The 14,812-nt window shown below is 47.4% G+C and carries 15 protein-coding genes and 2 tRNA genes; 13 read left to right on the top strand and 4 right to left on the bottom strand.

Annotated features, from left to right (window positions below):
- Window positions 1–6: 6 nt before the first annotated feature.
- The 3 genes from ACWA50_RS02175 to ACWA50_RS02165 all read right to left on the bottom strand — a co-directional run bounded on the left by ACWA50_RS02175 (window position 7) and on the right by ACWA50_RS02165 (window position 3,917).
- Window positions 7–1,305 (bottom strand): type II toxin-antitoxin system HipA family toxin, encoded by a 1,299-nt coding sequence (locus ACWA50_RS02175; protein ID WP_431053698.1) that lies wholly within the window; start codon window positions 1,303–1,305, stop codon window positions 7–9.
- On the bottom strand, window positions 1,305–1,583 hold the full coding sequence (locus ACWA50_RS02170) for a helix-turn-helix domain-containing protein (protein WP_431053697.1): 279 nt from the start codon (window positions 1,581–1,583) through the stop codon (window positions 1,305–1,307). The genes ACWA50_RS02175 and ACWA50_RS02170 overlap by 1 nt, the downstream gene beginning before the upstream one ends.
- A 138-nt stretch (window positions 1,584–1,721) precedes the next feature.
- Entirely contained in the window at window positions 1,722–3,917 is a 2,196-nt protein-coding gene (locus ACWA50_RS02165) for a heavy metal translocating P-type ATPase (protein ID WP_431053696.1), read from the bottom strand.
- A 78-nt stretch (window positions 3,918–3,995) separates the two neighbouring features.
- On the opposite strand from ACWA50_RS02165, the gene cadR reads away from it, so the two are divergent.
- From cadR to ACWA50_RS02135, 6 genes are all read left to right on the top strand, one after another.
- Entirely contained in the window at window positions 3,996–4,448 is a 453-nt protein-coding gene (gene cadR, locus ACWA50_RS02160; RefSeq protein ID WP_431053695.1) for a Cd(II)/Pb(II)-responsive transcriptional regulator, read from the top strand.
- Between the two features lie 138 nt (window positions 4,449–4,586).
- A complete protein-coding gene (mutY, locus tag ACWA50_RS02155; RefSeq protein WP_431053694.1) occupies window positions 4,587–5,720 on the top strand; it encodes an A/G-specific adenine glycosylase in 1,134 nt (377 codons plus the stop codon).
- Window positions 5,721–5,767: 47 nt separating this feature from the next.
- Complete coding sequence (locus tag ACWA50_RS02150) at window positions 5,768–6,040, top strand: oxidative damage protection protein (protein ID WP_431053693.1); 273 nt, start codon at window positions 5,768–5,770, stop codon at window positions 6,038–6,040.
- A 22-nt stretch (window positions 6,041–6,062) separates the two neighbouring features.
- Window positions 6,063–7,151 carry a membrane-bound lytic murein transglycosylase MltC gene (gene mltC / locus ACWA50_RS02145; protein ID WP_431053692.1) on the top strand — a complete coding sequence of 363 codons (1,089 nt, stop codon included), beginning with the start codon at window positions 6,063–6,065 and terminating at the stop codon, window positions 7,149–7,151.
- Window positions 7,152–7,283: 132 nt separating this feature from the next.
- Window positions 7,284–7,359: transfer RNA gene (locus ACWA50_RS02140), tRNA-Phe, on the top strand.
- A 4-nt stretch (window positions 7,360–7,363) separates the two neighbouring features.
- Window positions 7,364–7,439 (top strand) — tRNA-Asn (locus tag ACWA50_RS02135).
- A gap of 130 nt (window positions 7,440–7,569) precedes the next feature.
- On the opposite strand, the gene ACWA50_RS02130 is transcribed toward ACWA50_RS02135, so the two are convergent.
- Window positions 7,570–8,169 (bottom strand): YajG family lipoprotein, encoded by a 600-nt coding sequence (locus ACWA50_RS02130; protein ID WP_431053691.1) that lies wholly within the window; start codon window positions 8,167–8,169, stop codon window positions 7,570–7,572.
- A gap of 124 nt (window positions 8,170–8,293) precedes the next feature.
- Between ACWA50_RS02130 and ACWA50_RS02125 the strand changes: the two genes are divergently transcribed.
- The 7 genes from ACWA50_RS02125 to nqrF all read left to right on the top strand — a co-directional run bounded on the left by ACWA50_RS02125 (window position 8,294) and on the right by nqrF (window position 14,797).
- Window positions 8,294–8,599 (top strand): BolA family protein, encoded by a 306-nt coding sequence (locus ACWA50_RS02125; RefSeq protein WP_431053690.1) that lies wholly within the window; start codon window positions 8,294–8,296, stop codon window positions 8,597–8,599.
- Window positions 8,600–8,981: 382 nt separating this feature from the next.
- Window positions 8,982–10,322 (top strand): Na(+)-translocating NADH-quinone reductase subunit A, encoded by a 1,341-nt coding sequence (locus tag ACWA50_RS02120; protein ID WP_431053689.1) that lies wholly within the window; start codon window positions 8,982–8,984, stop codon window positions 10,320–10,322.
- 1 nt (window position 10,323) lies between these two features.
- Window positions 10,324–11,574 (top strand): NADH:ubiquinone reductase (Na(+)-transporting) subunit B, encoded by a 1,251-nt coding sequence (locus tag ACWA50_RS02115; RefSeq protein ID WP_431053688.1) that lies wholly within the window; start codon window positions 10,324–10,326, stop codon window positions 11,572–11,574.
- Window positions 11,567–12,337, top strand: coding sequence for a Na(+)-translocating NADH-quinone reductase subunit C (locus tag ACWA50_RS02110; protein ID WP_431053687.1), 771 nt, complete (start codon window positions 11,567–11,569; stop codon window positions 12,335–12,337). Before ACWA50_RS02115 ends, ACWA50_RS02110 begins: the two co-directional genes overlap by 8 nt.
- Window positions 12,330–12,959 (top strand): NADH:ubiquinone reductase (Na(+)-transporting) subunit D, encoded by a 630-nt coding sequence (locus ACWA50_RS02105; protein ID WP_431053686.1) that lies wholly within the window; start codon window positions 12,330–12,332, stop codon window positions 12,957–12,959. The genes ACWA50_RS02110 and ACWA50_RS02105 overlap by 8 nt, the downstream gene beginning before the upstream one ends.
- 2 nt (window positions 12,960–12,961) lie before the next feature.
- Window positions 12,962–13,558, top strand: a complete 597-nt coding sequence (nqrE, locus tag ACWA50_RS02100) for an NADH:ubiquinone reductase (Na(+)-transporting) subunit E (protein WP_431053685.1) — start codon at window positions 12,962–12,964, stop codon at window positions 13,556–13,558.
- A gap of 15 nt (window positions 13,559–13,573) precedes the next feature.
- A complete protein-coding gene (gene nqrF, locus ACWA50_RS02095; protein WP_431053684.1) occupies window positions 13,574–14,797 on the top strand; it encodes an NADH:ubiquinone reductase (Na(+)-transporting) subunit F in 1,224 nt (407 codons plus the stop codon).
- Window positions 14,798–14,812: the final 15 nt, after the last annotated feature.

The raw sequence follows: 14,812 nt of genomic DNA, 5'->3' as shown, positions 1-14,812 counted from the left end.
TTTTTTCTATCCTTTCAATCGCTTTCCTTGCTGCCAAACGCCCTCTAAAATCGGTTCGCCAATCTCTAGCGGAAAGTTTTTCGGCAGCCGTTGCTGACATTGTTCAACCGCACTTTGATAGTTTGTAGCAACTTCGTGCAATATTTCTTCGACGAGTAGCGGGCGCAAACCTGCCAGTCTGCCGGTTTCGAGAAAATGGCGGATTTGGATTTTATCCCATAAATAGTGTTTGTTTTTTCCGTGCCATGCCATTGCCATTTTGATTTTTTGCCGTTGTAAGCCTTGCGGTTTTAACAGTGGAAACGCAGAGATGACATCATAAAACGGCGTTAGACGGTAGCGGTTATCTTTTTCCAAAAACAGACTGTAGTTTTTCGCATGTCCGTCAATCGCCGCCATCAACCAAAAGATAATCTGTGCTTTAAAAAAGCGCAGACGATCTTCAAGACTGTCTGCCGAGCCTTTTAACAATTCGAGAATGGATAAGATACTCGGTCCGCCGTCCGCTTCGTATTTTAACGCAGGGGCAATTGCCAAGGCTTGACACATATCTTCCTGCGGCAAGCGCACTAACCAACGTCCTGAAGCCGCCCAGCGGCGATCAAAACGTTCAACCGACAACACTTTGCAATCGTCAAAATACAAAATTTCCGCATTGGCGACGGGCAAGCCAAAGGCTGTCAACAGTTGCAAACAAAGCCATTCATTTTCGCAACTGTCGGATAAATCAAGCTGTCCTTGCCCGACAATACCGATCGGCAATTTCATAATATGGCTGGTCGGCGTGGTGTTGAGCGGCTTGCACCATTGGTTGTGATGATATAAAAGTGCGGTTTTTTCCTGCGCACCGGCAAGGGAAATCCGAAAATCTTGGTGTGCATTATCCATTCCCAACGGTGAAAATTGGTAGTTTTTTAATAATGCCGCAATATCCGTTTCACTTAACGGCACGGCGTCGATTTTCCTGACCGAATAAGGGCGTTTTCCTTGCGGATAAAGCTGAATTGCGCCAACACAGTCATGCCCAATGGCACCGAGTAAATCAAACGGGTGTTTGGTGGCAACTTGGAAACGCTGTTGAATACGTGAACGGATTTGTTCATTATCAGGCAATAAATTATCGAAAAAATTATAGACGGGGCTACCTTTATAGACTTTTTCCGATAACGGCAGCGACAACGAAATCGGACGCGCCTTAGCGTGGTTTAACCAAGTGGATTCGTATTGAAATTGGCTTGCGCCGTCGCGGCTTTTTGTCCACAGCCCGACTTCAATACCGTTCATCGCAATCGTCAAGCGGTTCATCACCAATCCTCGTCATCAAAATCAGGGGTCGGCTCTTGCACTTGATCACTTGTCGGGGTTGCGGTTTTATTACGTGGCGATAGCGTGATTTCTAGTTCTAACGCCGACAGCAAATTAAACAAGGTATCGACTTTGCTGCGTTCAGGCTGGTTTTCAAAAGCGGAAACCGTCGCTTGCTTCACGCCGGCGAGCAAAGCGACTTGCGATTGCGACAACTTATTCTGATAGCGAAATTCTTTTAAGGCATGCGCTAACATTTTTGCGGTGGTAATTGCCATGATTTATCCTCTTTAGCAGATATTTAATAAAATAACCGCTAAAAAGGATAAAGTCAAGTTTATCCTTATATAGGGATAAATAAAGAGGTTTCTCTACCGCACTTTTTCATCTTTAATCACTAAAGTGTGGTTAGCCGATTAGGTTCGCATTAAGCGTAAGCCATTTCCCACCACCAGTAAACTGGTGCCGACATCAGCGAACACCGCCATCCACATTGTGCCTAGCCCGGCAAGCGTTAAAACAAAGAAGAGGAGTTTAACCGCAAGGGCGAAGCTGATGTTTTGCTTCAGAATGGTGTGGGTATTTTTTGATAAACGGATAAATTCAGGGATTTTGCGCAAATCATCGTCCATTAAGGCAACATCAGCGGTTTCAAGTGCGGTATCCGTTCCCATTGCGCCCATGGCAAAACCAATATCTGCACGGGCAAGGGCGGGCGCGTCATTAATGCCGTCGCCGACCATGCCGATTTTTTGCTGTTTAGCTTGTTGTTCAACCGCACGTTGTATCACCTTTAATTTATCTTCAGGCAATTGATTGCCAAGGGCTTGATCAATGCCGACTTGTGCCGCAATCGTATTGGCGGTGTGTTGATTGTCACCGGTCAGCATTAGCGTTTTTACGCCTAAGTTGTGTAGTTCGGCAATGGCTTGGCAGCTGCTTTTTTTCACGGTATCAGCAACGGCAAATAGCGCCAACACTTGTTTGTTATCCGCTAATAGCACCACGCTGTTACCCTGTTTTTCCAATAGCTCGATTTGGCTTTGTAGCTCGTTCGTGGCTTGTTTGCGTTCTTCGATTAAGTGAATATTGCCCAGCACATAGTCCGTGCCGTTAATTTGCCCTTGTACGCCGCGTCCCAAAAGTGCGGTGAAATTGTCCACATCGGCTAATGCTGGATTTTGTTCATTGCCAGCAGTTGTAATCGCCTGTGAAACCGGGTGATCGGAATGAGCGGCAAGGCTGGCGGCAAGGCGTTGTGCTTCCGTCAATGGCATGGCGGCAAGTGCGGTCATTTCGGTTTGTACCGGTTTGCCGTGGGTTAAAGTTCCGGTTTTATCCAACGCCAAGGTTTTTAATAACCGCCCTTGTTCTAAATAAACGCCGCCTTTAATCAAAATCCCTTTGCGCGCCGCCGCTGCCAAGCCGCTGACCACTGTGACCGGCGTGGAAATGACCAAGGCGCAAGGGCAGGCGATCACCAATAAAACCAATGTCTTATAAATCCATTCAAACCAAGCGCCAGCCATAAATAGCGGCGGAATGATGGCAACCAACAATGCAATCACCAGCACCGCAGGGGTATAAATTTGCGCGAAGCGATCGACAATGCGTTGTGTCGGCGCTTTCACACTTTGCGCCTCTTCCACCGCATGGATAATGCGGGCTAGGGTCGAGTTGTTTGCGGCGGCGGTGACTCGGTATTCAAACGAACCGCTTTGGTTGATCGTGCCGGCGAATACCTGATCACCCACCGTTTTATTCAGCGGCAGACTTTCGCCGGTAATCGGCGCTTGGTTGACCGCACTTTGCCCCCAGGTGATCGTGCCGTCGAGGGCGATTCGTTCACCCGGTTTTACCCGTACAATATTGCCCACAGCCACGTTCTGCGCTGTAATCTCTTGCCACGAACCGTCAGCTTGTTGTACGGTGGCGGTTTCGGGGGCGAGCGCCATTAATTCGCCAATTGCATTTCGGGCACGCTCAAGGGACTTGGCTTCGATCATTTCTGCCAAAGCAAACAATACCATCACCATCGCCGCTTCCGCCCATTGTCCAATCAGCAAGCCGCCGGTTACGGCAATGCTCATCAAGGCGTTGATATTTAAACTGCCGCAGCGAATCGACCACAAGCCTTTTTTGTAAGTTTCCAATCCGCACAACAACACCGCTGTCACCGCCAAGATTGCCCCAATCCCATTAGCCCAAGTGGGCAAGCCAAACCAAGTTACGGCTTCTGCACCTAATGCCGATACGCCAGCTATCGCCAGTGGCAATAGCGGTTTTTGCGGTTCGACGGTTTGGGCTGGTTTGCCGTCGCTATCCGGCAATTCAGGCTCAAAACCAAGGGCGCGGATTGCGGCTAATATCTTCGGCAAATCATGTTCGCCGTGGGTGACGCGCAACATTCGTTGGATTAGATTGAATTCCAACGCGTGTACTTCTGCCATTGCGCCTAATTTTTTGCGAATCATGCCTTCTTCGGTCGGGCAGTCCATTTGCTTGATCCGCATGGTGGTTTGTACCCCGCCTGCGACCGTTTTGGCTTGCGCCAACTCGGCAAAGTGCGGTTGTGCCGATTGATGACGTTGCTGAGAGCAGCAGCCTGACATAATCTTTTCCTTCAATCGTACGGTTGTTGTATGATATTAAACACCCTGTAGCAGCTACAGGGTCAAGCGGGGGAAAAAATGAAAATCGGGGATTTGGCTAAACAAACCGGCTGTGCGGTGGAAACCATTCGTTATTACGAACGGGAGGGATTAATGCCGGCGGCACCGCGCAACCGCCTGAATAACTACCGTGAATACGGCACGCGACATTTGGAGCGCTTGGTGTTTATCCGCCGTTGCCGCGCTTTAGAAATGACACAGGATGAAATTCGTGAATTGCTACAAGCCAAAGCCGACTCCAATGCCAGTTGCGCTTCGATTAATGATTTGATTGATCGGCATTTGCTGCACGTTAAAGCACGGATTGCGGAGTTACGCGCGTTGGAAGCGCAATTAGGCGAATTGCGCAGCCAATGCGGCGAAGTGCACCGTATGCAGGATTGCGGAATTTTGAAAGGATTGGAACGGCTGAATTGCGCTGACGTTGCCCATTCGGTTAGTCGTGCGCATAAGGTGTGTGGTAATCGATAGTATCGGGCATGGTAACATCTGACATTAATTGAAAAAACACATTCTGACGAAAATGCAACGCTGCGGAAGTGTGATTTTCATGGCGTTGTGAGTGCAGTTGCGGTAAAGTGCGGTTTTTTGATTCGCAATAGAGCCGTTATGTTAGCCCAATCTTCAATTCATGCCCCTTTCGCACGTGCGGTACTCGACTGGTACCGGCAATACGGACGCAAAGATTTGCCGTGGCAGCGTAATAAAACCCTATATCAAGTTTGGTTGTCGGAAGTGATGTTGCAACAAACCCAAGTGGCGACCGTGATCCCCTATTTCGAACGCTTTACGGCGACTTTTCCGACGGTGACGGCATTGGCAGATGCGGCGATTGATGAAGTGCTACACCTCTGGACGGGCTTGGGTTATTACGCGCGGGCGCGCAATTTGCATAAAGCGGCGCAGGTGATCCGCGATCAACATCACGGACAATTTCCAACCGATTTTGAACAAGTGTGGCAGTTGCCCGGGGTTGGGCGTAGCACCGCCGGTGCGATTTTATCTTCTTGCCTGAATGCGCCTTATCCGATTCTGGACGGCAATGTGAAACGCGTATTGGCGCGCCATTTTGCCGTAGACGGCTGGGCGGGAGAGAAAAAAGTCAGCGACCGACTGTGGCAATATAGCGAGCAAGTCACCCCGAACGAGCAAGTGGCGGATTTTAATCAGGCGATGATGGATCTGGGCGCGATGGTGTGTACCCGTTCGAAACCCAAGTGCGGTCTGTGCCCGCTGCAAGTTAGTTGTGTCGCCAATCGGCAACAGAATTGGCAGGCTTATCCGGGCAAAAAGCCGAAAAAAAGCTTGCCGGAAAAACAGGCGTATTTCTTATTGTTGCGGGACGGCAATCAGGTGTTATTACAGCAGCGCCCGCCGCAAGGCTTGTGGGGCGGACTGTATTGTTTCCCGCAGTTTGAACAGAAAGCGGATTTGCTTGCCTATTTACAGCAACAGGATATTCGGGATTACCGACAATGGACCGCTTTTCGCCACACGTTCAGCCATTTTCACTTGGATATCGTACCGATTTATGCGGAGAAAACCGCACTTCGGATGAATGACCGCCCCCGATCATACCCTTTGTCAGAAAAAGTGGCGGAAAGCCAACCGGAATACCGCACGGATATACCCGAAACAAAGAATTATTGGTATAATTTTCAATCACCGCCAAAAATCGGTTTGGCGACACCAATGAAAAATTTATTATTACAATTGCAGGCAATGCAACCAAGGCAGAAATAATTTGTCTAATTAATGATCTAATGTAAAAAAGTAAAAAGGACTAGCAAATGGCACGAACAGTTTATTGCGAATATTTGAAACAGGAAGCCGACGGGCTGGATTTTCAGCTTTATCCCGGTGAACTGGGCAAGCGGATCTTCGATTCGATCAGCAAGCAGGCATGGGGCGAATGGATGAAAAAACAGACCATGTTAGTCAATGAGAAAAAACTGAATATGATGAACGTTGAACATCGTCAGCTACTGGAAAGCGAAATGGTCAATTTCCTGTTTGAAGGCAAAGACGTTCATATCGAAGGCTATGTTCCCCCAAGTCAATAAGCGGCGAGTTGAAGGTTTACCCATGAAAAAATATTTACTGGTGCTGTTGATCCCTTTTTTAGTGGCGTGTGGCTCTTCCTCCAAAAAAAGCAGTGGAATTGATTATGACGACGCTTTTGCCAAAGATTTACGGGGGTTGGATATTCTGACCGGGCAGTTTTCGCATAACATTGATCGCAAATGGGGAGTGAACGAACTGTTGGTGGCGAGCCGTAAGGATTATGTCAAATACACCGACCAATATAACACCCGCAGCCATATCAGTTTTGACGAAGGCAAGATCACCATTGAAACCCAGGGAATGGACGCATATCGCCTGAAAAAATCCATTGTGCATACCTTGATGATGGGTTCGGACGCCAACGGAATTGATCTGTTTGCCGACGGTGATGCGCCAATCAGCTCACGTCCGTTTTTAGCCGGACAGGTGGTGGATCACCGTGGCGCGACGATTAGCAATCTCGACAGCGCCAATGCTTTTGCCAATCATTTATTGCAAAATAGCCTGCAAACCCGGCGCTTGAGTAACGGGCAGTTGGTAGAATATGTCACCATTCCGATGATCGCCAACCATATCAACGTACGCGCGCAAAAATATGTGCCGTTCGTGCGCCGCGCCGCGCGTCATTATAATATTGACGAAAGCCTGATTTTGGCGATTATGCAAACCGAATCGAGCTTCAATCCGTATGCGATCAGTTATGCCAATGCAATCGGTTTAATGCAGGTGGTGCCGCATACTGCCGGACGTGATATTTTTCAGATTATGAAGAAAATGCCGGGACAGCCGAGCAAAGAATATTTGTTTGATCCGCACAAAAACATTGATGCCGGTGTCGCCTATTTGTCTTTGTTGCAAAATAACTACCTTGCCGGGATCACCGATCCGTCTTCTAAACGCTATGCGATGATTTCCGCGTATAACAGCGGTGCAGGGGCGGTGTTGCGCGTGTTTGATCAGGACAAAACCATGGCGATAGAAAAGATCAATCGCTTACTTCCCGAGCAAGTGTACCGCACTTTGACCACCCGACATCCGTCTGCTCAGGCGCGTAATTATCTGGTGAAAGTGGATTCGGCGCAAAAGAAATATCGCGTGCGTGCTAATTAATAATCAGTTTACGGATTAAAAACAGACACTTTGCACACAAAGCATGCAAACGAATGGGGCGATGAAAGTTTTTTTAAAATAGAGGTTGACTTGAAAACGAAAAAAACGTTTAATACGCACCACTGATGAGTTGCCTCGATAGCTCAGTCGGTAGAGCAGGGGATTGAAAATCCCCGTGTCGGTGGTTCGATTCCGCCTCGAGGCACCACTTTTCCTCCTTAGTTCAGTCGGTAGAACGGCGGACTGTTAATCCGTATGTCGCTGGTTCAAGTCCAGCAGGAGGAGCCATTATTTACGACCCGTTGAGTTTACTCAGCGGGTTTTTTCTTGTCTGAATTTCAATGCCGCTGAGAGCCAGCCATAAAAAACCGCACTTTGAAAGTGCGGTTTGGCTGCAACATAAATAATGCGGTTATGGCTAATTGCTCAATCCCAACAGCGCGTTGCTGATTTCATTGTCGTTATAGAACTTGGTGACGACATCTTGGAAAGAGCGGTTGATGATTTTCTGAATGCCTTCGTTATTCACGCCGAATACGCCCTCTTGCGAGTTGGTCGCGCCGAAACTTTTCGAGAATGTGCCTTTCGCGCCTTGAACTTCCACCACGATATTCACTTTGCTGTCAATTTTATATTTCAGATTGCCTTCGCTCACTTGCGCGCCGAAATCGGTAATACGCACAATCACATTGCTGTTTGAAGCAGATCCGCCGGCGATACGGAAGCCTTTGCTATTCAGACCTTGCTGCACCACTTGTTGAAACAGCTGTGCTACTTCCGGGCTGGCAATCAGGTGTTGTACGTTGCCGCCGGAGGTGTAACTGGCAACGGTTGAGCTGGCGCGTTGGTCTTGGGTGACCACATTGGCAACAACCCGTTGGTTGGCGGTGTTAAATTGAGCGCTTGGCGCCGGCGGGGTGAAGGTCAGGGTGTTATTTTGGGTTTGGCAACCGCTCAGTAACACCGCACTTCCCAATAGCAATGCGGAGGAAAGGGTTTTTAGCGAGGATTTTTTCATGTTATCTCCTTAAATATCAAATTTAAAATATCAGGCGAGAATTATTGTTGCAAACTCACGTAATAAAGTATAGCGTTAGACCGCAAAAATTATGCTTTTATTCACATTTCAGCTTAGGAATTTTATGGATCAGCAACAGATTGCCGCACTTTTACAACAAGCCTTGCAACCGGATTATCTTGAGGTGCTAAACGAAAGCCATATGCACAGTTCGGGCAAAGGGGCAAATTCGCATTTTAAAGTGATTATTGCTGCTTCGGATTTCGAAACGCTGCGTGCCGTGGTGCGTCATCAAAAAATTTATCAACTTATCAATCCGCAACAGAACGGGATTCATGCCTTGGCTATTCACGCGTATACCCCGCAAGAGTGGTCGAAAAAACAGCGGCAGGTTATTTCTTCCCCGAACTGCATGGGGCATGGCGATTAACTCTTTGTAGGTAAAATAGTAACAATCCTGCTACATTCGGGTATAAAAAGTGTGATCAGATCAAAAAAAGTCGTGGTTAAAGTGGAATTTTAGCGGCTTAATTGGTTACAATAAGTCGTTTTTATTATCAAAAAATTAACCATCAAAAATGACGGGAAGCAAGGCGAAGCATTTGGATAAGCAGCCTGTTGTCTTTTTTGATATTTTCCGGAATTTGAGTTTTAAATTTTATGTTTGAGTGGTAAGTGTTTAGCTGTTGTGGGATTCCCATGTTTAGACCTTTCCCCATTCATTGCTCAAAAAGAGGTTGCCGATACCGCGTTTTCAGAACGTAAGATTGGCAATTGTGATGTAAACCTAACTAAAAAGTAGTGCTAACAATATGATTACAATTAAGAAAGGCTTGGATCTTCCAATTTCAGGGAAACCGGCACAGGTAATCCAGAATGGTCCTGCCATTACTGAAGTTGCGGTGCTTGGCGAAGATTATGTAGGTATGCGTCCGTCGATGAGTGTTCGCGAGGGTGATGTTGTCAAGAAAGGACAGGTGCTTTTCTCTGATAAGAAAAACCCGGGTGTGGTCTTTACTGCACCGGCAAGCGGCACTGTCACGGCGATTAATCGTGGCGCCAAGCGTGTATTACAATCGGTTGTAATTAAGGTTGAAGGTAATGAGCAAATTACGTTTAACAAATACGATCGTCAACAACTGTCGTCATTAACCGATGAACAAGTACGTGAAAATTTGCTGCAATCCGGTCTTTGGACGGCATTGCGTACACGTCCGTTCAGCAAATCGCCGGCTACGGATGCCGTACCTGCCGCGATTTTTGTGAATGCCATGGATACCAATCCGTTGGCGGCAGATCCTGTGGTGATCATTAACGAGCAAGCGCAAGCATTCCAAGACGGTCTGTTGGTGCTCAGCCGCTTGAATAATGAAAAACTGTATGTGTGTAAAGCTGCCGGGACGCAAATTACCCTTCCGCAAATTGCCAAGCTGCAAACCGAAGAGTTTAGCGGTCCGCATCCCGCCGGATTAAGCGGTACGCATATCCACTTTCTTGAGCCGGTTAGTGCAACCAAATCCGTTTGGTATTTGAATTACCAAGATGTGATTGCCATTGGCAAACTGTTTACCAGCGGTGAATTGTCGGTTGAGCGTGTTGTCGCTCTCGGCGGTCCGCAAGTGAAAAATCCCGGGTTAGTGCGCACCTGTTTAGGGGCGAACCTTTCACAATTGACAGCCAATGAACTGCAAGACGGTGAAAACCGTGTGATTTCAGGTTCGGTATTAAATGGTACAACTGCGGTCGGTCCACATAATTATTTGGGACGTTATGCATTACAAGTTTCCGTGATTGCCGAAGGACGCGAGAAAGAGTTTATCGGCTGGATTATGCCGGGCGCAGATAAATTCTCAATCACCCGTACCGTGTTGGGACATTTTGGTAAAAAATTGTTTAACTTAACTTCGGCCGTGAACGGCGGACACCGTGCGATGGTGCCGATCGGTGCTTATGAGCGCGTAATGCCGTTGGATATTATTCCGACCTTGTTACTGCGTGATTTAAGTGCCGGCGATACTGACGGTGCGCAAGCGTTAGGTTGTTTGGAACTGGATGAAGAAGATCTGGCACTTTGCACCTTTGTTTGTCCGGGCAAAAATGAATATGGTCCAATCTTGCGCGCGGCGTTAGATAAGATCGAGAAGGAAGGTTAAAATGGGTTTAAAACATCTTTTAGAGAAAATCGAACCTGCGTTTTTGCCGGGTGGAAAATATGAAAAGTGGTATGCGCTGTATGAAGCAACCGCCACGTTTTTATATACACCGGGAACGGTAACCAGTAAATCTTCCCACGTACGTGATGCAATCGATTCAAAACGTATGATGGTATTAGTCTGGTTAGCGCTGTTTCCGGCGATGTTCTACGGTATGTACAACGTGGGCGCGCAATCATTATTGGCATTAGGCAGTTTGGCCTCACCTGAGGTGTTTGCGCAAAATGTGGCGCAAAATATTGCCAATGACTGGCACTTTGCTTTGGCGGATATGTTCGGGGTATTATCGCCGGATGCGGGCGTCATCGCCAAAATCGTACTGGGTGCAATTTTCTTCCTGCCAATCTATGCCGTAGTGTTTTTGGTAGGTGGTTTCTGGGAAGTATTATTCGCCATGATCCGTAAGCATGAAATCAACGAAGGCTTCTTTGTCACCTCAATCCTGTTGGCATTAATCGTTCCGCCAACGTTACCGTTATGGCAAGCGGCACTGGCAACCACTTTTGGGGTTGTTGTGGCGAAAGAAGTGTTCGGCGGTGTGGGTAAAAACTTTATGAACCCGGCGCTGGCGGGGCGTGCATTCCTATTCTTCGCTTATCCGGCGCAAATTTCCGGTGACGCAGTGTGGGTTGCCGCCGACGGTTTCACCGGCGCAACCGCACTTTCGCAATGGAATATGGGTGGCGAAAGTGGTTTGATTAACAATGTTACGCAACAACCAATCACTTGGATGGATGCTTTCATCGGTAACATTCCGGGATCGATTGGGGAAGTATCAACCCTAATGCTGATTTTAGGCGGCGCATTCATTATTTTCGCCCGTATCGCTTCTTGGCGTATCGTTGCCGGTGTGATGATCGGGATGATTGCGATGTCAACGCTTTTCAACGTCATTGGTTCTGACAGCAATCCGATGTTTGCAATGCCGTGGCATTGGCATTTGGTGCTGGGCGGCTTCGCCTTGGGGATGTTCTTTATGGCGACGGATCCGGTATCGGCCTCTTTCACGAATAAAGGAAAGTGGTGGTACGGCGCATTAATCGGCGTAATGTGCGTGTTAATCCGTGTGGTTAACCCGGCATATCCGGAAGGCATGATGTTAGCGATTCTATTTGCTAATTTGTTTGCACCGTTATTTGACTACTTGGTAGTTCAAGCAAATATCAAACGTAGGAGAGCTCGCAATGTTTAAGAAAGACAGTTTTGCAGGCACGATTCTGGTTATTCTTCTCGTCAGCTTAGTCTGTTCGATTATTGTTGCCGGCTCTGCGGTGAGCTTGAAACCGGTGCAGGAAGAACAAAAATTACTGGATAAACAAAAAAATATCCTTAGCGTAGCCGGTTTGTTAAAACCGGGAATCAATATTAAGCAGGTTTATGCGAAAAATATTGAGCCGCGTTTGGTTGATTTGAATACAGGCGAATACGTACCTGAACAAGCCGGATTTGACGCGGCTGCGGCGGCTAAGAACCCGCAAACCAGCATTGCCCTGCCGGCCGAAGAAGATTTGGCGAAGATTCGTCGCCGTGCCAATTTGGCAGAAATTTATTTGGTGAAAAATGATCAAGGACGAGTGGAAAAAATCGTACTGCCGATTTACGGCTCGGGTCTTTGGTCGGTGATGTACGGCTTTATGGCGATTCAGCCGGATGGCAATACGATTGACGGTATCACTTATTATCAACACGGGGAAACCCCGGGCTTGGGCGGTGAAATTGAGAATCCAGGCTGGCAGGCTCAATTCCCGGGCAAGAAAATTTATGATGCCCAAGGGCAAGAGGCGTTATTTGTTGCCAAAGGTGGTTCGGCCAATAAAGAACACGGAATTGATGCGTTATCCGGCGCCACGCTAACAGCGAACGGTGTCGACGCCAGTTTCAAATTCTGGTTTGGTAAAAACGGCTTCGGCCCGTTCCTGAAAAAACTTAGAGCAGGAGAATTAAACAATGGCTGAGTTAAAAGGTAGAAAAGGCTTATTGTTATCCCCTATCTTGGATAACAACCCAATTGCGTTACAAATCCTCGGGATCTGTTCTGCGCTGGCGGTGACAACCAAGTTGGAAACGGCTGTGGTAATGGCGATTGCAGTGGTATTTGTTACTGCGTTTTCCAGTTTCTTTATTTCTTGCATTCGCAATTTCATTCCGAACAGCGTGCGGATTATCGTACAAATGGCGATCATTGCCTCTTTGGTTATCTTGGTTGACCAAATTTTGCGCGCTTACGCTTATGATATTTCCAAACAGCTCTCGGTATTCGTCGGTTTGATTATCACCAACTGTATCGTTATGGGACGTGCGGAAGCGTTTGCGATGAAAGAAAGCCCGATTGACAGCTTCTTGGACGGGGTCGGTAACGGTTTGGGCTACGGTGCGATTTTAATCGTGGTGGCGTTCTTGCGTGAACTGATCGGTTCCGGAAAATTGTTCGGCGTAACGATTTTGGAAACCATCAATAACGGCGGCTGGTATCAGCCGAACGGTTTGTTCCTGTTGGCGCCAAGCGCATTCTTTATTATCGGTTTCGTGATTTGGTTATTAAGAACCTACAAACCGGAACAAGTGGAGAGTAAATAAGCATGGAACATTATATCAGTCTTTTTGTGCGTTCGATTTTTATCGAAAACATGGCACTGGCTTTCTTCCTTGGAATGTGTACTTTCCTTGCGGTATCGAAAAAAGTATCGACCTCTTTCGGTTTGGGGATCGCCGTTATCGTGGTATTGGGTATCGCAGTACCGACCAATAACATCGTGTATAACCTGATCTTGAAAGACGGTGCTTTGATTGAAGGCGTGGATCTCAGTTTCCTTAACTTTATCACCTTTATCGGTGTGATCGCTGCGTTGGTACAAATTCTGGAAATGATTTTAGATAAATACTTTCCGGCCTTGTACAACGCCTTGGGGATCTTCCTGCCGTTGATTACCGTAAACTGCGCAATCTTCGGCGGCGTATCTTTCATGGTACAGCGTGATTACAACTTTGCCGAATCAGTTGTGTACGGTATTGGTGCAGGTACGGGTTGGATGTTGGCAATCGTAGCGTTAGCCGGCTTAACAGAAAAAATGAAGTATTCCGACGTGCCGAAAGGCTTGCGTGGATTGGGAATCACATTTATTACTGTTGGCCTGATGGCGCTTGGCTTCATGTCATTCTCCGGCATTCAGTTGTAAAGAGAGGAATAGCAGATGGAAATCATTTTAGGTATCGCAATGTTTACCGTGATTGTTTTGGTTTTGGTGGTGCTGATTTTGTTCGCCAAGTCAAAACTGGTCAACTCCGGTGACATTACTATCGGGATCAACGAGGATCCGAGCAAAGCGATTAAACTGCCTGCGGGCGGTAAGCTGTTGGGCGCACTGGCGAGCGAAGGCATTTTCTTGTCTTCCGCTTGCGGCGGCGGCGGCTCTTGCGGTCAATGCAAGGTTAAAGTATTACACGGCGGCGGTGATATTCTGCCAACCGAACTTTCCCATATCAGTAAAAAAGAAGCCAAAGAAGGCTGGCGCTTATCTTGCCAAGTCAATGTCAAAAGCGACATGGAAGTGGAAGTCGAGCCGGAAATCTTCGGTGTGAAAAAATGGGAATGTACCGTTATTTCAAACGATAACAAAGCGACTTTTATCAAAGAATTGAAACTTGCCATTCCGGAAGGGGAAGAAGTTCCGTTCCGTGCCGGCGGTTACATTCAGATTGAAGCCGAGCCACATACCGTAAATTATAAAGACTTCGATATTCCGGAAGAATACCATGAAGACTGGGATAAATTTAACTTATGGCGTTATGTGTCGAAAGTCGACGAGCCGATTATCCGTGCTTATTCCATGGCATCTTATCCGGAAGAAAAAGGCATTATCATGTTGAACGTGCGGATTGCGACACCGCCGCCAAAACAACCTGATGCACCGCCAGGGCAAATGTCTTCTTACATTTGGTCATTGAAAGCGGGTGATAAAGTGACGATTTCCGGACCATTCGGCGAATTCTTCGCTAAAGATACCGATGCGGAAATGGTGTTTATCGGTGGTGGTGCCGGTATGGCGCCAATGCGTTCGCATATCTTTGATCAGTTAAAACGCCTGCATTCAAAACGTAAAATGTCGTTCTGGTATGGCGCACGTTCTAAACGCGAAATGTTCTACGTGGAAGATTTCGACACCCTGCAAGCGGAAAACGACAACTTTAAATGGCATGTAGCCTTGTCTGATCCGTTGCCGGAAGATCATTGGGACGGCTACACCGGCTTTATTCACAACGTATTGTATGAAAACTATCTGAAAGACCACGAAGCGCCGGAAGATTGTGAATACTATATGTGTGGGCCTCCGGTGATGAATGCCGCGGTAATCGGTATGTTGAAAAACCTAGGGGTTGAAGACGAAAACATCCTGTTGGATGACTTCGGTGGTTAATGGAATCACATTCAG

The organism is Testudinibacter sp. P17/SS/0325 (assembly GCF_053570765.1).
The sequence above is the reverse complement of the archived record's forward strand: the minus strand, read 5'-3'. Positions and strand labels throughout refer to the sequence as shown.